4 protein-coding genes are annotated in these 25,580 nt (G+C 63.7%); all 4 read left to right on the plus strand.

What is annotated here, in order from left to right; translation table 11 throughout:
• The first annotated feature begins 248 nt into the window (after positions 1 to 248).
• The 4 genes from J4E42_RS20355 to J4E42_RS20370 are packed head-to-tail and all read left to right on the plus strand — an operon-like array spanning position 249 to position 25,518.
• Entirely contained in the window at positions 249 to 9,491 is a 9,243-nt protein-coding gene (locus tag J4E42_RS20355) for a non-ribosomal peptide synthetase (protein WP_207286018.1), read from the plus strand.
• Between the two features lie 54 nt (positions 9,492 to 9,545).
• Positions 9,546 to 10,604 (plus strand): TauD/TfdA family dioxygenase, encoded by a 1,059-nt coding sequence (locus tag J4E42_RS20360; RefSeq protein WP_008032309.1) that lies wholly within the window; start codon positions 9,546 to 9,548, stop codon positions 10,602 to 10,604.
• Positions 10,605 to 10,615: 11 nt separating this feature from the next.
• Positions 10,616 to 13,714, plus strand: coding sequence for an amino acid adenylation domain-containing protein (locus J4E42_RS20365; protein ID WP_207286019.1), 3,099 nt, complete (start codon positions 10,616 to 10,618; stop codon positions 13,712 to 13,714).
• A complete protein-coding gene (locus J4E42_RS20370) occupies positions 13,711 to 25,518 on the plus strand; it encodes an amino acid adenylation domain-containing protein (RefSeq protein WP_207286020.1) in 11,808 nt (3,935 codons plus the stop codon). The genes J4E42_RS20365 and J4E42_RS20370 overlap by 4 nt, the downstream gene beginning before the upstream one ends.
• Positions 25,519 to 25,580: the final 62 nt, after the last annotated feature.

Consider the following 25,580-nt stretch of genomic DNA (forward strand, 5'->3'; position numbering starts at 1 on the left):
CTCAAGATCACCTATCCCCCTGTGGGAGCGAGCCTGCTCGCGATTGCGGTGGTTCAGTCAACATCAATGTTGAATGATGGACCGCAATCGCGAGCAGGCTCGCTCCCACAATGATTTTTGGCGGTCCACAGACCTCGATCCATCTCCCCGCTGACACTTATTCTCATTCGCTAATTTTTCCGGTCTGCATTCGTTTTATAGGGACGACGTGCCTTTGTGCTTCCCGCCACTGATCCGGATGCTTAGAAATGAATGCTGATGACTCCTTGAAACTTGCTCGCCGGTTTATCGGGTTGCCCCTGGAAAAGCGCCAGATGTTCCTTGCGGCCTTGCAAAAGGAAGGCATTGATTTCGCCCGGTTCCCCATTCCTGCCGGCGTCGAGGCCGAGGATCGCCAGGCGCTGTCGTATGCCCAGCAACGCATGTGGTTTCTCTGGCAACTGGACGCGCAAAGTGGCGCCTACAACCTGCCGGGCGCGGTGCGTTTGACTGGTGCGTTGAACCTGTCGGCGCTGGAACAAGCCTTCGTCAGCCTCGTGGAGCGTCACGAAACCCTGCGCACGGTGTTCCAGCGCCAGGCCGACGACACCTTGCTGCAAGTGCCGGCCAGCGCGCCGCTGATCATCAAGCACGTGGACTTCAGCGCCTTGCCGGAAACGGAGCGCGAACGTGCCGTCGCCCAAGCGGCCGAACAGCAATCCGTACTGCCTTTCGATCTGTCCATCGGCCCGCTGCTGCGGGTGACCTTGCTCAAACTCGCCGAGCAGGAACACGTCCTGCTGCTGACCCTGCACCACATCGTCTCCGATGGCTGGTCGATGAACGTGCTGATCGACGAGTTCATCCGCTGCTACGACGCCTTCGAGGCCGGTGCACAACCGCAACTCGCGCCGCTGCCGATCCAGTACAGCGACTACGCCTTGTGGCAACGCCGCTGGCTGGAGGCGGGCGAGCAAGCGCGCCAACTCGATTACTGGCAAGTGCAACTCGGCGATGAGCACCCGGTGCTGGAGTTGCCCACCGACCACTCGCGCCCGGCGATGCCGAGCTATCGCGGCACGCGCTACGAATTCGCCGTCGACACGCAACTGGCCGAGCAACTGCGCGCCACCGCGCAGAAACACAACATCACCCTGTTCATGCTGTTGCTCGGGGCGTTCAACGCATTGTTGCATCGCTACACCGGACAGACCGACATCCGTGTCGGGGTGCCGATTGCCAACCGCAACCGAGCGGAAATCGAAGGCCTGATCGGCTTCTTCGTCAACACCCAAGTGCTGCGCACCCGGCTCGATGGCCACACCCGCGTTGACGATCTGCTGCGTGCCATCAAGGAGACTGCGCTCGGTGCCCAGGCCCATCAGGATTTGCCGTTCGAGCGTCTGGTCGAAGCGCTGAAACTGGAGCGCAGCCTCAGCCACACGCCGTTGTTCCAAGTGATGTACAACCACCAGCCGCAGGTTGCGGACATGTCCAGCATCAGTACCGCGTCCGGCCTGGTGCTGGGCGCGATCGAGTGGGAAGGGCGCACCACGCAGTTCGACCTGACCCTCGACACCTATGAAAAGAGCGGCAAGCTGCACGCCGCGCTGACCTACGCCAGCGACCTGTTCGACGCACCGACCATCACGCGCATGGCGCAGCACTGGACGCGGCTGTTGCAGGCGATGGTGATCGACACACATCAGCGGGTCGGCGAGCTGCCGATGCTGGCGGCGGATGAACAACAGGTGCTGGTGCATGACTGGAACCGCACCGCCGAAACCTATCCCGTCGAGCAATGCATTCATGAACTGATCCACGCCCAGGCCCTGCGCACACCCGAGGCGCCGGCGCTGGTGTTTGGCGACCGTCAGCTGACTTATGCACAGCTCGATGCGCGCACCAGTCAATTGGCGCATTACCTGCGCGAGCAGGGTGTCGGTCCCGATGTGCTGGTGGGGATTGCCGTTGAGCGTTCGCTGGAAATGGTCATTGGCCTATTGGCGATTCTCAAGGCCGGCGGTGCTTACGTGCCGCTCGATCCGGAATACCCGGCGGAACGCCTGGCCTACATGATCGAAGACAGTGCAATTGGCGTGTTGCTGACCCAAAGCTCCTTGGTTGACACGCTGCCGACCGAGGGCATCAAGGTCATCGCACTGGATCAGGACGAGGACTGGCTGGCGGGTTACAGCGAAAATTGCCCGCAGGTGTCGGTAAATCCGCTGAACCTGGCCTATGTGATTTACACCTCCGGTTCCACCGGCAAACCCAAGGGCGCCGGCAACAGCCATGCGGCGCTGGTCAACCGTTTGTGCTGGATGCAACAGGCGTACGGGCTGGACGGCAGCGACTCGGTGTTGCAGAAAACCCCGTTCAGTTTTGACGTGTCGGTCTGGGAGTTCTTCTGGCCATTGATGACCGGTGCTCGTCTGGTGGTGGCGCCGCCGGGCGCGCATCGCGAGCCGGCGCGGTTGATCGGCCTCATCGGCGAGTTCGGCATCAGCACCTTGCACTTCGTGCCGTCGATGCTTCAGGCGTTTATCCACGAACCGGGCGTTGAAGCCTGCACCAGCCTCAAACGCATCGCGTGCAGCGGTGAAGCCCTGCCGCTGGATGCCCAGCTTCAAGTGTTCGCCAAGCTGCCGGGCGCCGGATTGTTCAATCTGTACGGACCGACCGAAGCGGCCATCGACGTGACCCACTGGACGTGCGTTGACGAGGGCGCCGACAGCGTGCCCATCGGCCGGCCGATTGCCAACCTGCGCACCCACGTTCTGGACGCGCAGTTGCTGCCGGTGCCGGCAGGCGTGGCGGGGGAGTTGTACCTGGGCGGCGCCGGCCTGGCGCGCAGTTATCACCGGCGTCCGGGGCTGACGGCCGAGCGGTTTGTGCCGTGCCCGTTCCATGACGGCGCACGCTTGTACCGCACCGGCGACCGCGTGCGCCAGCGTGCCGACGGGGTGATCGAGTACCTCGGCCGCCTCGACCATCAAGTGAAACTGCGCGGCCTGCGTATCGAACTGGGGGAAATCGAAACCCGCCTGATGCAGCATCCGCTGGTGCGCGAGGCGGTGGTCCTGGTGCAGGGCGGCAAACATCTGGTGGCGTACCTGGTGCTGGAAAACGCCGAGGCGCAGTGGCCGGAAACCCTCAAGGGCTGGCTGCTCAATAGCCTGCCGGAATACATGGTGCCCACTTACCTGATGCCGCTGGACGCGTTGCCAGTTACCGCCAACGGCAAACTGGACCGCAAGGCCCTGCCGCAACCGGACGCGGCGCCACAACAGGCGTTCGTCGCGCCGCAAGATGCGATGCAGATGGCATTGGCGCAGATCTGGCAGGACGTCCTGGGCCTGGAACGTGTGGGCCTCGAAGACAACTTCTTCGAGCTGGGCGGTGACTCGATCATCTCCATTCAAGTGGTCAGCCGCGCCCGTCAGGCCGGCATCCGTCTCAGCCCGCGCGACCTGTTTCAGTACCAGACCGTGCGCAGCCTGGCGCTGGTAGCGGCATTCGACAACCGCAGTGCCATCGACCAAGGACCGGTCAGCGGTGAGGTCATCCTGACCCCGGCGCAACACTACTTCTTCGAACAGGCCATCGCGCAACCGCAACACTGGAACCAGTCCTTGCTGTTGACGCCGCGCGAGGCGCTGAACCCGCAAGCACTGGAAGCCGCGCTGGTTGCGCTGATTAACCATCACGATGCCTTGCGCCTGCGGTTTGCCGCGAGTGTCGATGGCTGGCAGCAGTCTCATGGACCACAGGTCGAAACGGCCGGGTTGTGGCAGCGGCACGCGGCGTCGACCGAGGCGTTGACGGCCCTGTGCGACGAAGCGCAACGCAGCCTCGATCTGGCCGAAGGGCCGTTGCTGCGCGCGCTGCTGGTCAGCCTCGACGATGGCACGCAACGCCTGCTGCTGGCGGTCCACCATCTGGCGGTGGACGGCGTTTCCTGGCGGGTGCTGCTCGAAGACCTGCAGCAGGCCTACGCGCAATTGGCGGATGGCAGCGCCGCGACGTTGCCGGACAAAACCAGCGCTTATCAACACTGGGCCAAACACCTGCAAGCGCATGCCCGCACGCTGGATCAGCAACTGCCGTACTGGCAGGCACAACACGCCGATGCCCGCGACCTGCCGTGTGAAAATCCGCTGGGCAGCTTGCAGCATCGCCATGGCCAAAAAATCGAATCGAAGCTCGACGCCGGGTTGACGCGGCAATTGTTGCAAACGGCGCCGGCAGCCTATCGCACTCAGGTTAACGACCTCCTGCTGACCGCGCTGGCGCGGGTGATCTGCCGCTGGACCGGGCATAACTCGACGCTGATCCAGCTCGAAGGTCATGGCCGTGAAGACTTGTTCGACGACCTCGACCTGACGCGCACCGTGGGCTGGTTCACCAGCCTGTTCCCGGTGCGCCTGCAACCTAGTGCGCAAACGGCGAACACGATCAAGGCGATCAAGGAACAACTGCGCGCCATCCCCGACAAAGGCCTGGGATATGGCCTGCTGCGTTACCTCGGCGAACCGGCCCAGCGTGACGCGTTGCAAGGGTTGCCGGCGCCCCGCATCACCTTCAACTACCTCGGCCAGTTCGACCGCCAGTTCGATGAAGACGCACTGTTTGTACCCGCAGCGGAAAGCGGCGGCCAGGCCCAGGGTGACGATGCGCCGCTGGCCAACTGGCTGACGCTGGAAAGCCAGGTCTATGGCGGTCAACTCTCCCTGCAATGGGGCTTCAGTCGCGACATGTTCGCCGACAGCACCGTTCAAAAACTGGCCGACGCCTACACCGAAGAACTCACCGCACTGATCGAACACTGCTGCGTAACGCCGGCGGGCCAGGTCACACCGTCGGACTTCCCGCTGGCTCGCATCGACCAGACGCAGCTGGACGCCTTGCCCGTCGCAGCCCCGACCATCGAAGACATTTATCCGTTGACGCCGATGCAGCAGGGCATGCTGTTCCATACCTTGTATGAGCCGCAGGCCGAGGCCTACATCAACCAACTGCGCCTGGAGATTCAGGGGCTGGAACTGGCGGCCTTCGGTCGGGCGTGGCAGGCGGCGATCAACCGTCACGACATTCTGCGCAGCAGCTTCCACTGGTTGGGCCTGGAAGCTGCGCATCAGGTGATTCATCGCCAGATCGACCTGCAATTGCAGGTGATCGAAGCGGCTGATATCGACCTCGATGCACTGGCCGCCGAAGAGCGCAGCCGTGGTTTCGAACTCAGTGCCGCGCCGCTGTTCCGCCTGATGCTGGTGCGCCAGGGCAGCGACGCCTGGCACTTGATCTACACCAGTCATCACATCCTCATGGACGGTTGGAGCAACGCGCAGTTGCTTGGCGAGGTGATTCAGCATTACGCCGGGCAGACACTGGCGAAACCTTTGGGGCAATACCGCGACTACCTCGGCTGGATTCAGCAGCAGCCACCGGCGGCGGGCGAACAGTTCTGGAAACAGGCGCTGGCCGCGCTCGAAACGCCGACTTTATTGGCGCAAGCCTTGCCGGCGCCGATCGAAGGGCGCGGCATGGGCGAGCATCACCTGACGCTCGAAAGCGCCGCGATGCAGCGTCTGACAGAGTTTGCCCGGCAGCAGAAAATCACCCTCAACACCTTTTTGCAGGGCGCGTGGGGCCTGCTGTTGCAGCGCTACACCGGCCAATCGTGCGTGGCGTTCGGCGCGACGATTGCCGGGCGATCCGCACCGTTGCCGGGTATCGAGCAACAGTTGGGGCTGTTCATCAATACCTTGCCGATCATTGCCACGCCTTCGTCCGCGCAACCGGTCAGCCAATGGCTCAATGAACTGCAAGCGCTGAACCTGAGCCTGCGCGAGTTCGAGCATGTGCCGCTCTACGACATTCAGGGCTGGGCCGGGCAGCAGGGCAACGCGCTGTTCGACAGCTTGCTGGTGTTCGAAAACTTCCCGGTGGCCGAAGCGCTGAAGCAAGGGGCGCCAGCGGGACTGACCTTCGGCGCAATGCGCAATCACGAAATCACCAGCTACCCGCTGACCCTCGGCATCGAAGTCGGCGCCAGCCTGCGTCTGGAATTCAGTTTCGACCGGGCCTTGTTCAGCGCTGCGCAGATCGAGCGTTTGAGTGCGAACCTACTGCATGTGTTGGAGCAATTCGTTGCGCAGCCGCAGCAGGTGTTGGGCGCCGTCAGTCTGTTGGATGCGAAGCAAAAAGCCCAGGTGTTGTTGGGCTCACGTCCCGCCGCGCCGTTGCTGGACAGTCCGCTGTTGGCGCATCAGCGTTTCGAGCAGCAAGCGGCCCGCACGCCCGATGCATGGGCCGTGATCGTCGGCGACGAGCGACTGACTTATGCACAGCTCAACGCCCAGGCCAACCAGCTCGCCCATCGCCTGCGCGAACACGGTGTGGCGCCGGGACAACGGGTCGGCCTGTCGGTGCGGCGCAATGCACAGATGATCGTCAGCCTCATGGCCATTATCAAATCCGGTGCCGGTTATGTGCCGCTGGACCCGGACTACCCGGTCGAACGCCTGGCCTACATGATCGAAGACAGCGGCATGGACCTGCTGCTGGCGCAACCGGAGCTGCTGAACGATGTCGCGCTGCCCGAAGGCTTGCCGCGCCTGGCGCTGACGACGGCGTCGCTGGTCGGCTATTCCACGGCCAACCCGGTCAACCTCGCCTGTGCCGAAGACCTCGCGTACCTGATTTACACCTCCGGTTCCACCGGGCGGCCGAAAGGCGTGTGCCTGGCCCACGCCGCACTGCGCGAGTTTTGCGTGATTGCGGCGGACTATTCGCAACTCAGCGCCGACGACCGCGTGCTGCAATTCGCTACGTTCAGCTTCGACGGCTTTGTCGAGCAGTGCTACCCGCCACTGTGCGTAGGCGCGGCGCTGGTGTTGCGCGGCGATGAGCTGTGGGACACCGACACCTTGTACCGGCAGATCATCGAACAGGGCGTGACCCTGGCGGACTTGCCGGCGGCCTACTGGTATTTGCTGGCCCAGGAATGGGCCGCGCAGCCTCAGCGCGACAAAGGTCGGTTGCGGCAGGTTCACGTCGGTGGCGAAGCCATGTCGCTGGAGGGCTTGAAGCTCTGGCATGCCGCCGGTCTCGGCGACGTACGCCTGCTCAACACCTATGGGCCGACCGAAGCCACGGTGGTTTCCAGCACCCACCTGTGCACCCTGGCCGACACGCAAAACCTGATCGGCGTGCCGATTGGCCGCGCCTTGCCCGGCCGGGCGTTGTACGTGCTGGACACCGAGGGCCATCTGTTGCCAACCGGTTGCGTGGGCGAGTTGTGCATCGGCGGTGATGCCGGCATTGCCCAGCACTATCACCAGCGTCCGGGTTTGAGTGCCGAACGCTTTATCGCCGATCCGTTCTCCACCATGCCGGGCGCACGTTTGTACCGCAGCGGCGACCTGGCGCGGTATCGCGAGGACGGCGCGCTGGAGTACCTGGGACGCATCGACCATCAGGTGAAAATTCGCGGTTTCCGCGTTGAACTCGGTGAACTGGAAGCGCACCTGCAAGGCTTGCCGATGATCAGCGAAGCTGCGGTGCTGGTGCACGAAGGTGTCGGTGGCAAGCAATTGATCGGTTATGTGGTGCCGGTGTTGCCGAGCGCCGAGTCCCGGCAACTCACTGAAACCGTGCGCCAGGCGTTGGGCGAGCGTCTGCCGGACTACATGCTCCCGGCGCAACTGGTGGTGATGAGCGCATTGCCGCTCAACCGCAACGGCAAACTTGACCGTGCGGCGCTGCCGGCACCCGAAGTCTGGGAAGCCGTGGCCGGCACCGCACCGCAAGGTGAGCTGGAAATCGAGCTGGCGCAGATCTGGCAGCAGGTGTTGCAGGTGGCCCGCGTCGATCGCGAAAACAGCTTCTTCGAATTGGGCGGTCATTCGTTGCTGGCCACGCAGATCGTTTCGCAGATTCGTCAGCGTCTGGGCCTGTCGGTGAGTTTGCGCAGCCTGTTCGAGCACCCGCGCCTGCAGGATTTCGCGGCGCAGGTGCAAGGCCTGCGGCACGCCGCCAATGTCTGCGAACGCCCGGCGCTGGTGGCGGACCACTCCGGCGAACGCCAGCCGTTGTCCTTTGCCCAGCAGCGGTTGTGGTTCCTGTGGAACCTCGAACCCGACAGCTCGATGTACAACATGCCCGGCGCCTTGCGGTTGCGCGGCGCGTTGAACCTGTCGGCGTTGCAGCAAACCTTCGAAACCCTGGTGCAACGCCACGCCGTGTTGCGCACCACGTTCTATGAGGAAGACGGCCAGGCCTGGCAGCGGGTACACGCCGAACTGCCGCTGGATTTCGCCATCAGCGACCTGCGGCATTTGCCGGCCCCGGACGTCGAAGCCGCGCAGTTGGCCCGTGAAGAAGTCGCCCGGCCGTTCGATCTGCGCAACGGGCCTTTGCTGCGGGTGCGGGTGTTGCAGGTTGCGGATCAGGAGCATGTGCTGCTGCTGACGGTGCACCACATCGCGGCGGATGACTGGTCGTTCCGGATTCTGATCAATGAATTCGTCACGCTGTACCCGACCCTCAACCGGGGTGGTGTCGCGCAGTTGCCGGAGCACAGCGTGCAATACGCAGACTTCGCCAAATGGCAGCGTCAGTGGCTGGAGCAGGGCGGCGAGCTGCAACGTCAGCTCGATTACTGGCAGGCGCGCCTCGGTCAGCCGCAAGCCGTGCTGGAGCTGCCGAGCGACGGCGATCAGCGTCAGGCGCAGGAAGGCGCCAGCCAACATTTCACCTTGAATTCGACCTTGAGTCAGCAGTTGCGCGACTTCGCCCAACAGCGTGGATTGTCGCTGTTCATGGTGCTATTGGCCGGCTTCACCCTGGTGTTGCGCCAGCGCACCGAGGTCAGCCGCGTGCGCATCGGCACCGATATCGCCAACCGAAATCAAGTTGAGCTTGAACAAATGGTCGGCTTCTTCGTTAACCAATTAGTGCTGCAAGTGGAGGTCGATGCCGACCAGGCTGCCGGGCAACTTTTGCAAGCCTGTCGCCGTGCGGTTCTGGAGGCTTCGGACCATCAGGACTTGCCGTTCGAGCGACTGGTGGAAGCGTTGCGCTTGCCGCGTCGGGCCGGGCGTTCGCCGTTGTTCGACATCAAGTTGATCTATCAGGAAGGCGTCGGTCGCTTGCCCTCCATGGACGGCTTGTTGGTCGAGGACTTCCCGTCGGGCCGGCAAGCTGCCGAGATCGGCATGGTCGCTGCGTTCTACAACGAGGCCGAACACATTCACCTGAGTTTCGAAACACCCGCCGGGCAGTACTTGCCGAGCACGCTGCAAAGCCTGTTCGAACAAATCGAGGCGGTACTGCAAGCGTTGTTGCGCGCCGACGAGCTGACGGTCAGCGATCTGCTGGAACTGGCCACCGAGGTGCAGCGCCGTGCCGATGCGCGATTGAACGAGCAGCGCAAGGCGTTGCTGGGCGGGCCCATGGCGATCAAGCGTCGTCGCGGCACGCCGGCAACGCAAGGCGCGGCGGACTGATTCATTGCGGCGGTGCCAACCGGGCGCCGCCGTCATCATTTTCTGGAGGGGTTTATGACTGTTTCAACCACCAAGTCCATTCCCAAAATCGGCCGCGGTGCGCGCAAGAGCCTGTCCACCGACCCGACCCGGCTGGTGAGTTTTGCGCCGATGTTCGACGGCGCCAGCATGCCGCTGGTGTGCCGCCCGGCAGTGCCTGGTGTGAGCCTGGTGGAATGGGCGACGGAGAATCGCGCCCTGATCGAAAGCAAGCTGCTTGATCACGCGGTGATTCTGTTCCGTGGCTTCCAGGTGGCCGACATCGCCGAATTCAATCGCTGTGTGGCGGCGATTTCCGACGGCGCCCTGGAGTACCTGTTCCGCGCCTCGCCACGGACCCAGATCACCGGTCAGTTCAAGATCTACAGCTCCACCGATTACCCGGCGGCGGAGAAAATCTTCCCGCACAACGAGCATTCCTATTCGCCGGTGTTCCCGCGTCACCTGTACTTCTACTGCGACACGCCCTCGACCACCGGCGGCGAAACACCGTTCGGCGACACCCGCGAAATCCTCGCGCGAATCGACCCGGCCGTGCGCGAGGAGTTTCAGCGTAAACGCATCATGTACGTGCGCAACTACGGCGACGGCATGGGGCTGCCATGGCAGACCGTGTTCCAGAGCGAAGATCGCGGCGAAGTCGAAGCCTACTGCGCCAAGATCGGCATTCAGGCCGAGTGGAAGTCCGGCAATCGCCTGCGCACCCGGCAAAACGGCCCGGCCATCGTGCGCCATCCGCTGACGGGCGAGCGCATCTGGTTCAACCACGGCACCTTCTTCAACGCGCTGACCCTGCCGGACAGCATCCGCGACAACCTGCTGCGTGAATTCGGCCCGCTGGACCTGCCGCAAAACACCTTCTTCGGCGACGGCTCGGCCATCCCCGACGACGTCATCCGCCACCTGCAAGGCATCTATCGCGACGTGATGGTCGAGTTCGCCTGGGAGAAGGGCGACGTGGTCCTGCTGGACAACATCCTCAGCGTGCATGCGCGCAACGAATTCACTGGCTACAGAAAAATCCTCACGGCCATGGCCATCGCGCAGAAAAGCGCCGACCTGGATCAGGAATAAGGACCCTCGACATGAACACCACCGCCCTCGAACCTTCGGTAGACGTTTTCCAGACTTCGGCTCAGCAGGCCTTTTATTTGCGCGCTCAGGAGCTGGGCGGACAGCCGCTGTTCGCCGCCCTGACCGTGCCGGTCGCCCAGGCTGTGGAGGCGCCGGCATTGCGTGCGGCACTGGATGAACTGGGCCTGCGCCATGAAACCCTGCGCACGGTCTATCGCCGTTTGCCGGGGATGAAATGGCCGGTACAGAGCTTGTGCGATGAGTTGCCGGTCGCGTTGTTGGGGCGCGTGTCTTCCCTGGATGAAGCGCTGAGTCGCAGCCGCGAAACCCTGGCTAAGGCGTCGGATCGGGTGCTGGTGGTGGCGTCAGTGGAAACCACGGACGGTCAGCGTTTCGTCACCTTGCTGGCGCTGGCCAGCAGCCTCGATGCAGCGTCGCTGCGGGTGCTGTCGGCGGAGCTGGCGAGCCTGTTGCGCGGCGAAACACTGGCCGACAATCAGGAAGACTTGCAGTACCTGGATTACACCGCATGGCAGGAAGAACTGCGCGAAGAAGACATCGGCCATCAAGGCGCTGCGTTCTGGCGCAACCTGCAACAGCAGTTCGCGCAGGCCCATCATCTGCCTTTCGAAAAGGCCGTTGGAGTGACGCTGGCTCGCCATCAGGCGACGCTCGACGACGGGGCATGGCTGGCTGATGTGCAACGGCTGGCCGCCGCTCAGGGCGTCGAAGCGCAGCGCGTGGCGTTGCTGTTGTGGAGCGCGTTTGTGGCACGCATCGGCAATCAGGAAAAGTTGCTGATGGGCTGGGAAGTGGCCGGGCGCAACGAGCAGACCGAAGCGACCCTTGGGCGTTTCGCCCGCCGTTTGCCAGTAGCGTTTGATCACCGCAGCCACGAAACCCTGGCGCAAGCGCTGGCCTCGTTTGCTGGCAACGTCGAGCAATCGCTGTCCTGGCTCGACTGCCTCAACGAGTTCGAACTGAGCGCTGAAGTCGCAACGCCGCTGCGTTATGGCCTGGTGTATCAGGCCGATGCCGACGTGAACATCGAAGTGGACGATGCCAATCCAGAAGTCCTGCGCCTGCGGGTTCAAGGCGAACAGTTGCAGTTGTCGTGCCTGGCCGGCGCGGTGCCCGAGTCGATGCTGGCGGCGTGGCTGGAACAGTTTGTCGAATTCAGCCGCCAGTTGCTGACCTCGCCCGAGCTGACCCTGGGCCAGGCCACTCAGGTCAACGCGGTGCAACTGACCCGCTTGATCGAAGACTTCAACCCGCTGGCCGCCGAGCAGGCACTGCCGCATCGCTACCTGCAAGACCTGTTCACCGAACAGGCACGCCTGCATCCGCAGCGCATCGCCGTCAGCGTCAATGGTCAACGCCTGAGCTACGCCGAACTGGATGCACGCTCCAACCAAGTCGCCAATACCCTGCGCGCCCAAGGCGTGGCGCCGGATGAAATCGTTGCGGTCTACGGTCAGCGTTCGCTGGAAATCGTCATCGCACTGCTCGGCACACTCAAGGCCGGCGCCGCTTACCTGCCGCTCGATCCGAACTACCCGATCGAGCGTCTGGCGTTCATGTTGCAGGACGCCGCTGCGCGTCAGGTGCTGGCCTGTCAGCCGCTGCCGGAAGCGTTGCACGGCGAGCGGGTGATTTCGCTGATGCCGCAGGCCGAAGTCTGGTCCGCATCGCAGGAACAGCCAGCCCCGCTGGGCGACAGCGCCAATCTCGCGTACGTGATTTACACCTCCGGCTCCACGGGCAAGCCCAAGGGCGTGATGATCAGTCATGCCAACGCGGTGGCCTCGACCCTTGCACGCAGCGCGTTCTATCGTCAGCCGTTGCGCGCGTTCCTGATGCTCTCGTCGTTCTCCTTCGACAGCTCGGTGGCCGGGGTTTTCTGGGCGTTGGGGCAGGGCGCGACCCTGTGCCTGCCGGACGAAGGCAGCTACAAGGACCCGGCGCTGCTGGCGGCGCTGATCCAGCGTGAGGAGGTTTCCCACTACCTGACCTTGCCGTCTTACCACGCACAGATTCTGGAGCACCTCGACAGCCATGCCCTGGCGTGCGTGATCGTGGCCGGCGAAGCGTGCAGCAACGCCCTGGTCGCACGCCATCGCGAGGCCTTGCCGCAAGTGGCACTGGTCAACGAATACGGCCCGACCGAAGGCACGGTCTGGTGCTCGGCGTGGGAACTGCCGCTCGGTCAGGATGACGACACCATCCCGATTGGCCAGCCGATTCCGGGGATGCGCATTCATGTGCTGGGCCCGGACTTGATGCCGGTGGCCGTGGGTGTCGAAGGTGAGCTGTATGTCGGCGGCGCGGGCATTGCCCGAGGCTATCTCAAGCGTGCCACGCTCACCGCCGAACGTTTTGTTCCCGATCTGTTTGCGAAGCAGGCCGGTCAACGCCTGTACCGCACCGGCGACCTCGCACGCTACCGCGCCGATGGTGTGCTGGAGTACCTCGGTCGGGTCGATCATCAAGTGAAAATCCGTGGTTTCCGCATCGAACTGGGCGAGATCGAATCCGCCATGCGCAGCGCCCCCGGTATCGAAGACGCCGCCGTCATCGCCCGTGAAACGCCGACCGGTCCGCAACTGCTGGGCTTCGTGATTTCCCCGGCCGACACCGCCGACATCCGCCTCAACGAATTACGCAGCCACCTCAGCGAAGCGCTGCCGGAACACATGCAGCCGGCACGCTTGCAGGTGCTGGAACGTTTCCCGCTGATGCCCAACGGCAAACTCAACCGCCAGGCCTTGCTCGACCTCGACGTGCGCCGCAGTGCCTTCGTCGCCCCGCGCACCGACCTGGAAAAAGTCCTGGCGGCGATCTGGGCCGAAGCGCTGCACGTGGAGCGGGTCGGCGTGCACGACAGTTTCTTCGAACTCGGCGGCCACTCGCTGTTGGCAACGCGGATTCGTGCGCGGATTCAGGAGGAACTGAACCTGGCGATCCCGCTGAAGCTGTTCTTTGAAGGCGACACCCTGGAGCGCCTGGCGGCGGAAATCGAGCAGTTCCGTCAGCACAGTGAACACAAAGAAAACGATGTAGACGCGCTGGAAGCGTTGTTCGACGAAGTGGATGAGGAACACACGCGATGAGTGCTGCACCGGACAGAATGATGACCCTGGCCCAGCGTTTCTGCGGCTTGAGCCTGGATGCGCGGCGTGCCTTGCAAGAAAAGATGCACGCGCAAGGCCTGACCCTTGAGCTGCTGCCGATCCCGCCAAGGGACCCGGCGGTCGACACGCTGCCGGCGTCGTACGCGCAGCAGCGCTTGTGGTTTTTGTGGCAGATGCAGCCACAGGCGACCGCGTACAACCTGACCGGTGCCTTTCGCCTGAGCGGTGAACTCAACCGCGCCGCGCTGGCGCAAACCCTCGCTGCGCTGGTGCAGCGTCATGAAGTGCTGCGCACCACTTTCGTGTTCGATGAGCAGCAAGTGCTGCAAAAAATTCACCCGCAGATGGACGCGCCGCTGGTCGAGGCAAACGCCGCCGACGAGGCCGAACTGCATCGCCAGGTAGGCCTCAACGCCGAGCAGCCATTCGACTTGCAGCACGGCCCGCTCATGCGCTGCCGGTTGATCCGCCTCGACGCGCAGCAGCATGTGCTGGTGCTGACGTTCCACCACATCGTCACCGACGGCGGTTCGCTGCCGATTCTGTTGCAGGAATTCACCCAGCTCTACGCGCAACTCAGTGCCGGGCAAGCGCCGCAGCTACCGGAGCTGGGCATTCAGTACGCCGATTTCGCCCGTTGGCAGCGCCTGTGGCTTGAGGCCGGCGAGGCCGAGCGTCAGCTTGCTTACTGGCGTGAACAATTGGGTCGCGAGCACCCGCCACTGAACCTGCCGGCCGACCGTCGTCGCCCGGCGATCCCGAGCCAGCAGGGCGCCAGCGTCGAGCTGAACGTGCCGGCGGCCCTGGCGTCGGCTCTGAAAGATCTCGCCCGTCGCGAAGGCTGCACGCTGTTCATGGTGTTGATGGCGTCGTTGCAAACCCTGTTGCATCGCTACAGCGGCGAACGGGACATTCGCGTCGGCGTGCCGATTGCCAACCGTACCCGTCAGGACGTGGAAAACCTGCTGGGCTTTTTCGTCAACACCCAGGTGCTGCGTACCCAACCCCATGCCGACCAGCCATTTTTGCAGTTGCTGGCCGAGGTCAAGGTGGCGGCACTGGGCGCGCAGGCGCATCAGGATTTGCCTTTTGAACAGTTGGTCGATGGCCTGGATGTTGAGCGCAGCCTGAGCCACACGCCGTTGTTCCAGGTGATGTTCAACCACCAGCGCGAAGCCGGCGGCGAACAGCGCTGGGACTTGCCGGGCCTGAGCGTCGAGCCGTTGATCTGGGATGAAAAGACCACCAAGTTCGAGCTGATGCTCGACACCGTGGAGAGCGACGACGGCATCCACGCCTCGTTCGTGTACGCCACCGAATTGTTCGACGCTTCGACCATCGAGCGTCTCGGCCAGCATTGGCTGAACTTGTTGCAGGCGATCTGTGCCGACGGCTCGGTCGCCTTGGCCGACCTGAACATGCTCGCCGCAACCGAGCAGCACGCCACGTTGCTGGACTGGAACCGCAGCGCCGCTTCGCAAGCCACGAACACGCTGTGCGCGCATCAACTGATCGAAGCCCAGGCCGCCGCGCACCCGCACAACATCGCGGTGACCTGCGACGGCGCGACCCTCAGCTACGCGCAACTGAACCAACAGGCCAACCGCATCGCCCAGCGTCTGCGCGAGCGCGGTGTCGGGCCGGACGTGTTGGTGGGGATCGCGCTGGAGCGGTCGCTGGAAATGATCGTCAGCGTGCTGGCGATCCTCAAGGCCGGCGGCGCGTACGTGCCGCTGGACCCGGAATACCCGCAGGATCGTCTGGCCTACATGCTGGCCGACAGCCGCACGCGATTGCTGCTGACCGACTCCGCGCTGCTGCCGCGCCTGCCGTTGTCCGAAGGCATCGAAGTGATTTGCCTCGACCACGCCAGCGACTGGCTGAATGAGGCGTCCGTCGAGAATCTGCCGAACCTGACCTGCCCGGAAAACCTCGCGTACGTCATCTACACCTCCGGTTCCACCGGTAAACCCAAAGGCACCTTGTTGCCGCACAGCAACCTGACCCGCCTGTTCAGCGCCACCGAACACTGGTTCGGTTTCAACGCGGACGATGTCTGGAGCCTGTTCCATTCCTACGCCTTCGACTTCTCGGTGTGGGAAATCTTTGGCGCGTTGTTCTACGGCGGCAAGTTGGTGGTGGTGCCGCACGCCATCAGCCGTTCCCCGGAAGAGTTCGCCCGCCTGCTGTGTGATGAGCAGGTCACGGTGCTCAACCAGACCCCGTCTGCGTTCCGTCAGCTGATGCCGTTTGCCTGCGCCAATGCCCAGGGCATGGCCCTGCGTTATGTGGTGTTCGGCGGCGAGGCACTGGACGTCGCGAGCCTGCGTCCGTGGTACGACGCGTTCGATGAGCAACAGCCGTTGCTGATCAACATGTACGGCATTACCGAAACCACGGTGCACGTGACGTACCGGCCGTTGTCCCGCGCCGACCTCGACGGCGCCAACAGCTCGCCACTGGGCGAGCCGATTGCCGACCTGCGCTGGTACGTGCTCGACCCACGCCTGAACCCGGTGGCCAAGGGCTGCGTCGGCGAGCTGTACGTCGGCGGTGCCGGTCTGGCGCGGGGTTATCACCAGCGCGCCGATCTGACCGCCACGCGGTTTGTCCCGGACCTGTTCGCCGCCGAGGCGGGTGCACGCCTGTATCGCACCGGCGATCTGGCGCGCTATTGCGCCGATGGCAGCATCGAGTACGCCGGACGCATCGACCATCAAGTGAAGATTCGTGGCTTCCGCATTGAACTGGGGGAAATCCAGGACCGTCTGCAAAGTCACCCGGCCATTGAACAAGCGCTGGTGCTGGCGCCCGAGATCAATGGCAGCCAGCAACTGGTCGCCTGGTTCACCGTCACCCAGGACGTCGCCGATTTGCGTCAGTCGCTGCGTGAACATTTGCAGGCCGGTCTGCCGGATTACATGGTGCCGGCGCATTTGCTCAAGCTTGATCAGTGGCCGCTGACCAGCAACGGCAAGCTCGACCGCAACGCGTTGCCCAAGCCAGATGCTGCCCTGGCGCAGCAGGTTTACACGGCGCCGGTGGACGATCTGCAAGCCGAGTTGGCGGTGATCTGGCAAGACGTGCTCAAGCTTGAGCGCGTGGGGATCGACGACAACTTCTTCGAGCTGGGCGGCGATTCGATCATCTCGATTCAGGTGGTCAGCCGTGCGCGTCAGGCCGGGATTCGCATCACCCCGCGTGACCTGTTTCAACACCAGACCGTGCAGAGTCTGGCGAAGGTCGCGCAGCGCAGCGCCGGTCTGGTCATCGATCAGGGCCCGGTGCGCGGTGATGTGCTGCTGACACCGATCCAGCATTGGTTTTTCGAGCAGTCCATCGAGGCCCGGGACCACTGGAACCAATCGGTGCTGCTGGAACTTCGCGAGCCGCTCGACAGCGCGTGCCTGCAACAGGCATTGGCCGCGTTGCTGGAACATCACGACGCGTTGCGCCTGCGTTTGCATCAGGTGAATGGCGTGTGGCAACAGGCTCAGGCCGAGCACTGGAGCAACGCCGAACTGCTGTGGCAGCGTCAGGCTGCGAATGCCGACGAGCTGCTTGAGCACTGCAACGCCGCACAGGCCAGCCTGAACTTGCACGATGGCCCATTGTTGCGCACCTTGCTGGTGGACATGGGCGCGGGCGGTCAGCGCTTGCTGCTGGTGGTGCATCATTTGGCGGTGGACGGCGTGTCCTGGCGTCTGTTGCTCGAAGATTTGCAAACGGCCTACGACCAGGCGCGTCAGGCTCAACCTGTGCGCCTGCCGGCCAAATCCAGCGCCTATCAAGCGTGGGCGGCGCGTTTGCAAACCCATGCGCAAAGTCCCGAACTGGCGAGTCAGGCCGCTTACTGGCAGCGCCAATACCACGACGTGGTAGTGGACCTGCCCGCCGATAACCCCCAAGGCAGCCTCGCCAGCCAACACGCCGTGAGCGTGGAAACCGTGCTCGACAGCACATTCACCCGCCAACTGCTGCAAGACGCCCCAGCGGCGTACCGCACGCAGGTCAACGACCTGTTGCTGACGGCGTTGGCGCGGGTGCTGGGGGACTGGACCGGCCAGCCTTCGACCCTGGTCAAACTGGAGGGGCATGGTCGTGAAGACCTGTTCGACGACATCGACCTGACCCGCACCGTGGGCTGGTTCACCTCGATTTTCCCGGTCAAGTTGACCCCGGCCAGCGATCTGGCCGGGAGTATCAAGGCGGTCAAGGAACAGCTGCGCGCCGTGCCGGATAAAGGCATCGGTTTCGGCATCCTGCGGTATCTGGCGCAGGCCGGTCTTGAGGATTTGCCGCAACCGCAAGTCACCTTCAACTACATGGGTCAGTTCGATGCCAGCTTCGATGAACAGGCACCGTGGCGCCCGGCCCGTGAAAGCGGGGGCGCCGAGCAGGGCGCTTCGGCCACGCTGGACCGTGGCCTGAGCATTAACGGTCAGGTTTACGCCGGGCAATTGCGCCTGAGCTGGACCTTCAGCCGCGACGTGTTTGCCGAGGATACCGTGCTGCGTCTGGCCGAGGCCTACGCTGGCGAACTGCAACAGCTGATCGAACACTGCCTGAGCGGTGCCGGTGGCTTGACGCCGAGTGATGTGCCGCTGGTCAGCGTCGATCAGGCGCAGCTCGATGCACTGCCGCTGGCGGCGCGTGAGATCGAAAACATCTTCCCGCTGTCACCGATGCAGGAAGGCATGTTGTTCCACAGCCTGTTTGCCCCGGATGCCGGCGCCTACATCCCGCAAATGCGCGTGGACGTGCAGGGCATTGACGTCGAAGCGTTCCGCGGCGCCTGGCAGCAGACGCTGGAAAACCATGAAGTGCTGCGCGCCGCGTTCTTCAGCGAGAGCCTTGGCTCGCAGCCGCTGCAAGTGATTCTGGCCAACGCCACGTTGCCGGTGACCGTGCTTGATTGGCGCAATGAAGCGGATCAGGCACGCGCCCTGGAACGTCTGGCCGAAGACGATCGCCTGCGCGGTTTCGACCTGACAGCCGCGCCGTTGCTGCGCCTGACCCTGGTACAGACCGCAAACGACACCCATCACCTGATCTTCACCAACCACCACATTCTGCTGGACGGCTGGAGCACCTCGCAGCTGTTCGGCGAAGTGTTGCAGCGTTACTCCGGCGTGATGCCGGTGGCGAGCGGCGGTCGTTATCGTGATTACATGACGTGGCTGGGCGGGCGTGATCGCGCTGCGTGCGAAGCGTTCTGGCTGGAGCAATTGCAGGCGTTCAACGAGCCGACACGTTTGGCCGGCGCGATGCCGGGACCGGTCGCAGGGCAGGGCGACGGTCATCGCACCGTTCACCTGAGCCTGGACCGGGCGGCCAGCGAACGCCTGAGCGGGTTTGCCCGGCAGGCCCGCGTGACGCCGAACACCTTGCTGCAAGCGGCGTGGCTGTTGCTGTTGCAGCGCTACACCGGCCAGCGCACCGTCGCGTTCGGCGCCACGGTGTCGGGGCGTCCGAGCGAGTTGCAGGGGATCGAGCAGCAAGTCGGCCTGTTCATCAACACCTTGCCGGTGATCGCCACGCCGCATCCTGAGCGCACGGTCAGCCAATGGGTGGCCGAGGTGCAGGCGCTCAATCTCAAACTGCGCGATGTCGAATACACGCCGCTGGCGGATGTGCAGCGTTGGGCCGGGCATTCCGGCGAGGCATTGTTCGACACGCTGCTGGTGTTCGAAAACTACCCGGTCACCGAGGCGCTGGAGGGCGGTAATCCGAGTGCGCTGAAGTTCTCCGGCATCAGCAATCACGATCAGACCAGTTTCCCGCTGGCCATCGCCGCCGAGCTGGGCGAGTGCCTGGACCTGCGTTTCAATTACGACACCGCGCTGTTTACCGCCGAGGCCATCGACGGCCTGAGCAATCGTCTGGTGGCGTTGCTCGATGCCATGGTGCGCGAACCGCAGCAAGCCTTGGGCCGCCTGAGCCTGCTCGACGCCGCGCAGACCGCACAGCAAGTGCAAGTCTTCAACGACACCGCCGTGACCTGGCCCGACGTGCGCCCGGTCCACCTGTGCTTCGAAGCCCAGGTGCTGAAAACCCCGGACGCCCAGGCTTTGGTGTTTGCCGGTCAGAGCCTGACGTATCGTCAACTCAACCAGCAGGCCAATCGACTGGCGCACTACCTGCGCGCCCAAGGTGTCGGCGCCGAAGTGCTGGTGGGGATTGCCGCCGAGCGTTCGCTGGAACTGGTGATCGGTCTGCTCGCGATCATGAAGGCCGGTGGCGCCTATGTGCCGCTGGACCCGGATTACCCGCGCGAGCGCCTGGAGCACATGTTCGAGGACAGCGGCGTGCACGTGCTGTTGACCCAGCGTCATCTGCTGGCGCAATTGCCGATTCCCGCCGGGACCACGGCGATCTGCCTGGACGACAGCGCTCAGTTAGTCGAAGGCTTGAGTGACGAAAACCTGCCGTGCGTGGTTGAGCTGCAATCGCTGGCCTACATGATTTACACCTCCGGCTCCACCGGTAAACCGAAGGGTGCGGCCAACCGTCACGATGCGTTGTTCAACCGCATCGAGTGGATGCAGGGCGCGTACCCGCTGGACCGTCGCGACACCGTACTGCAAAAGACACCGTTCAGTTTTGACGTGTCGGTGTGGGAGTTCTTCTGGCCGCTGATGGTCGGTGCGCGCCTTGCGGTGGCCGAACCGGGCGCCCATCGCGACCCGGCGCAGCTGGTGCGTTTGATCGAGCAGTATCAGGTCAGCACCCTGCATTTCGTGCCGTCGATGTTGCAGGCATTTGTTCAGGGCGAGGGCTTTGAACGCTGCGCCAGCCTGCGGCAGATCATGTGCAGCGGCGAAGCGTTGTCGGCGGATTTGCAGAACAGCCTGTTCCGCGTGCTGCCCGGCGTTGGGTTGTACAACCTGTACGGGCCGACCGAAGCCGCCATCGACGTGACCCACTGGACGTGCGTCGATGACGGCTCGATCAGCGTGCCGATCGGCTACCCGATTGCCAACCTGGTGACCTACATCCTCGACGACAGCCTGCAACCGCAAGTGGCGGGCTGCGTCGGTGAGCTGTACTTGGGCGGCATCGGTCTGGCGCGGGGTTACCATCGCCGTCCGGACCTGACGGCCGAGCGTTTCGTCGCCAGCCCGTTCAGTACACGGGGCGAGCGTCTGTATCGCACCGGCGACCTGGCGCGTTATCGCGATGACGGCGTGATCGAATACGTCGGCCGCATCGACCATCAAGTGAAGATCCGTGGCTTGCGTATCGAACTGGGTGAAATCGAAGCCTGCCTGCTGGAATATCCACAGGTGCGCGAGGCGGTGGTGATCGCGCTGGATGTCGGCAAGTCCAAGCAACTGGTGGCTTACGTGGTCGGCCAGTCGTTGGTGCTCGACGGGATCAAACAGCACCTGCGCAACGCGTTGCCCGAGCACATGCAACCGAGTCATGTGATGTTGCTGGAGCAACTGCCGGTGACGCCGAACGGCAAACTGGATCGCCGCGCGTTGCCGCAACCCGATCAGCAGGTTCGTGAATACATCGCGCCGCGCAATGCCGTGGAGGCGACGTTGCAAGAGGTCTGGCAGGCGCTGTTCGAAGTGCCGGTCGGGATTCAGGACAACTTCTTCGAGCTGGGCGGTGACTCCATCGTGTCGATCCAGGCGGTCAGCCGTGCGCGCAAGGCCGGCCTGAGCATTTCGCCGAAGCACGTGTTCAGTCACCCGACCATCGCCGAACTGGCGACCGTCGCCCAGGCTGTGGAAGCCGAGGAAGCCGCGCCGGTAGTTGCTGCGCCGGCGCTGAAAATCGAGCTGAGCGCAGCGCAATATCAGGCGCTGGCATTGACGGCAGACGAGGTGGACGACGTTTATCCACTGTCGCCGATGCAGCAGGGCATGCTGTTCCACTCGGTGCAGGACGGCGACTCGGGGCTGTACGTCAACCAGATCGAAGTGGGCGTGCGTGGCGTTGACGGTCCGCGTTTCCGCGAGGCCTGGGCCGACGCCGCGCAGCGTCACGCGATCCTGCGCACCGCGTTCCTGTGGGAGGGCGACAAGGAGCCGCTGCAAGTGGTGCTGCGCAACGCACCGGCGCTGCTGACCGAACTCGACTGGCGCGGTCTGGATAACCAGCCCGAGCGTGTGCGCCAATTGGCCAGCGATGAACGTGAACGTGGCTTCTCGCTGAACCGTGCGCCGTTGCTGCGCCTGCTGCTGGTGCGTCTGGAAGACGACCGTTATCGCCTGATCTGGACCTATCACCACATCCTCATGGACGGCTGGAGTGTGTCGCGCCTGATCGGTGAAGTGCTGCGTCATTACAGTGGCGACGCGCAGGAACCGGTGGCCGCGTATCGCGACTACATCGACTACATCGACTGGCTCGGCCAGCAAGTCGCCGAGGCCAGCGAAGCGTTCTGGAAAGACAAACTCAACGCCCTTGAAGGCGCCACGCACCTGGCCCGCGCCTTGCCGGTGAAGGCGCCGCAAGCGGGTTATCACGCGATCTATACGCACCTGAGTGCCGAGCAAACCGCGCGTTTGCAGGCGTTTGCCCAGCAACAGCAAGTCACGCTCAACACTCTGGTGCAAGCCGCGTGGCTGCTGCTGTTGCAGCGTTATACCGGCCAGCGCACGGTGACGTTCGGCGCCACGGTGTCGGGCCGACCGGAAACCCTCAACGGTTCGGAGAACATGCTCGGGCTGTTCATCAACACCTTGCCGGTGGTCAACAGCGTGCCGACCGAAGCGAGTGTCGGTGACTGGCTACGCGAGATCCAGGCCTACAACCTCGACATCCGCGACTTCCAGCAAACCCCGCTCAGCGACATTCAACGCTGGGCCGGGCAGGGCGGGCAGTCGCTGTTCGACAGCATCATCGTTTTCGAAAACCAGCCGGTGGACCGCACGTTGCGCGAGTGGAACGGCGATTCCCTGCGCTTCGAAGACGTCTCCGATTTCGGCCTGACCAGCTTTGCGATGGACTTGATGGTCAGCCTCGATGAAGGGTTGCGCATCGAGTACATGCACCAGCGCGATCAGTTCGACCTCGCCACCGTCGAAGTGCTGCGCAGCCACATGGAAAGCCTGATGCAGCGTCTGTGCGACAACGCCGGGCGCGCCGTGGGCGAGATCGGTTTGCTGACGCTGGACCAAGGCCGGCAACTGGACGGCGAGCTGTCGACGCTGGCCGAAGACCACGAGCGGCCGGTGCACGAGCTGATCCGTGAGCGAGCGCGGCTGCAACCGGAGCACACAGCGCTGGTGCTGAGCTACGCCGACCGCGACGGTGAACAGTTGAGCTATGCCGAACTGGACCGTCGTTCCGACGCACTTGCGGTGCATCTGCTGGAGCAGGGCGTGCAGGCCGAAGACGTGATCGGCGTGTTCATGGAGCGCTCGCTGGAACTGGTGGTTTCGCTGCTGGCGGTGATGAAGTGCGGCGCCGCGTACGTGCCGCTGGACCCGCAATACCCGCAGGAACGCCTGCGCTACATGATGGCCGACAGCGACATGCGTTTGCTGCTGACCCAGGAGCGTTTGCGTGACACGGCGCAACTCAATCCAGGCACGCCGATGGTCGCCGTGGATCGCTTGAACCTCGACGTCGAGGTGTCGGCGCCACTGCTAAATGTGCACGCGGAGCAACTGGCGTACCTGATTTACACCTCGGGCTCGACCGGCAAACCGAAAAGCGTCGCCGTGGCCCATGGGCCGTTGAGCATGCACGTGCAGGCGATTGCCGAGCTGTACGAAATGGACCCGACAAACCGTGAACTGCATTTCATGTCGTTCGCCTTCGACGGTGCCCATGAACGCTGGATCACCGCGCTGATCAGCGGCTCGACCCTGGTGGTGCGTGACAACACCTTGTGGACCGCCGAACAGACCCTGGCGGTGTTGCATCGTCAGCGCATCACCGTCGCCTGCTTCCCGCCGGCGTACTTGCTGCAACTGGCCGAACACGCCGAGTTGCAGGGCGGCAATCCACCGCCGGTGCGCATCTATTGCTTCGGTGGCGATGCGGTGCCGGACGCCACGTTCGAACGAGTCAAGCACACGCTCAAACCGCAATACCTGGTGAATGGTTACGGCCCGACGGAAACCGTGGTCACGCCGCTGCTGTGGAAAATCGCTGCCGATGGCCACTGCGAGGCGATGTATGCGCCGATTGGCCGCCGCGTCGGCACCCGCAGCCTGCATGTGCTGGACATGGACCTCAATCCGTTGCCGGTGGGCATGGTCGGCGAACTGTACATCGGCGGTCGTGGCGTTGCGCGTGGCTACCACCGTCACCCGTGGCAAACCGCCGAGCGTTTTGTCGCCGACCCGTTCAGCCGCGACGGCGGCCGTTTGTACCGCACCGGTGACCTGGTGCGCCGCCGCGAGGATGGCGTGTTCGATTACGTGGGGCGCATCGACCATCAGGTCAAAGTGCGCGGCTTCCGCATCGAACTGGGCGAAATCGAAGCTCGTCTGCGCGAGCAAGTCGGGGTCAATGACGCGCTGGTGGTAGTGCGTGACGGCGGGCAGGGGCCGCAATTGATCGGCTATGTGGTCGCGGCTGAAGACGACGGCCTGGGCCTGCGCTGCCAGGCGGCCCTGCGTGAAAGCCTGCCGGATTACATGGTGCCGACGCAGGTCGTGGTGTTGCCGCGTTTCCCGCTGACACCGAACGGCAAGCTCGACCGCAAGGCCTTGCCCGACCCGACCTTCGAAGGCCGCGACTACGTGGCCCCGCGTACGCCGCTGGAATGGGCGCTGGCCGAGATCTGGCAGCAAGTGCTGGGCGTCGACAAAGTCGGCATCACCGACAACTTCTTCGAGTTGGGCGGCGACTCGCTGCGCACCCTCAAAGTGATCTCGAAGGTGCGGGCGCTGAATGAGCCGGGATTCCAGTTGAAACTGCGCGACATGATGGCCAAACCGACCATCGCCGGGTTGTCCGGTGTCGATGAGCAACCGCTCAAACAGAGCCCGGAACCGCTGCTGCTGTTGAACCAGCCGGTGGACGATCAACCGGCGCTGTTCTGCCTGCACGCCGGGTTCGGCACGGTGTTCGACTACGAACCGCTGGCCCGTCGACTGGAAGGCCAACGCACGGTGTACGGCGTGCAATGCCGCATGCTGCTCGACCGCCAGTGGCACGACACTTCGCTGCAGCAAATGGCTGCGGACTACGTCGAAGCAATCCGCCGCAAGCAACCGCAAGGCCCGTATCACTTGCTGGGCTGGTCGTTGGGCGGGGCGCTGGCGTTGATGGTCGGCGACCTGCTTGAACAGCAGGGCCAGCGTGTGGCATTCGTCGGCCTGGTGGACAGCTTTGTGCCGACCCAGGCCAACGCCGTCGCCAGTGTTGATGAGTGGCGGGCGGACCTGCGCGAGTTCCTCGGTGCAACCTTGAGCATGGACAGCGATGTCATTGCCCAGGCATTGAGTGTCGAAACCACGGGTGATCAGGACGCTGTCGCGCGGATCATTCGCACGGTGATCGACACCGAAGGCGAGCAGGCCAGCGGTTACGCATTGCTGGGTGCCGATGAGTTGGCGCAGACGTTCATGGTCAGCACGCGCTTGAAGGCGCTGTCGCGGCAGGTCGAGACCTTGCCGCTGCCGCACGCCGAACTGTGCTGCTGGTGGGCCGATGGCAACCCGACGGCCGAACGCGCGACGCTGGAGCGTCAGCAACCACGGCTGCGCAAAGTGCAAACCGTCACCGCCAGCCACTTCGATATCCTGCAACGGGATGAATGCCTGAGTGCCGTGGTGACGGCACTTGGTCGCGAGGTGGTGGCGCAGGACTAAGGTTTTACCGCGCCAAAACAAGCTCGCCCTAATGAACGGCTCTCACGGTTCGTTTATAGGGC

The organism is Pseudomonas sp. FW300-N2A2, from assembly GCF_017351735.1.
Lineage (GTDB): Bacteria > Pseudomonadota > Gammaproteobacteria > Pseudomonadales > Pseudomonadaceae > Aquipseudomonas > Aquipseudomonas migulae.

Coding starts and splice junctions, on each gene's coding strand:
- J4E42_RS20370 (WP_207286020.1), top strand. CDS start 13,711: ATGAGTGCTGCACCGGACAGAATGATGACCCTGGCCCAGCGTTTCTGC.
- J4E42_RS20360 (WP_008032309.1), top strand. CDS start 9,546: ATGACTGTTTCAACCACCAAGTCCATTCCCAAAATCGGCCGCGGTGCG.
- J4E42_RS20355 (WP_207286018.1), top strand. CDS start 249: ATGAATGCTGATGACTCCTTGAAACTTGCTCGCCGGTTTATCGGGTTG.
- J4E42_RS20365 (WP_207286019.1), top strand. CDS start 10,616: ATGAACACCACCGCCCTCGAACCTTCGGTAGACGTTTTCCAGACTTCG.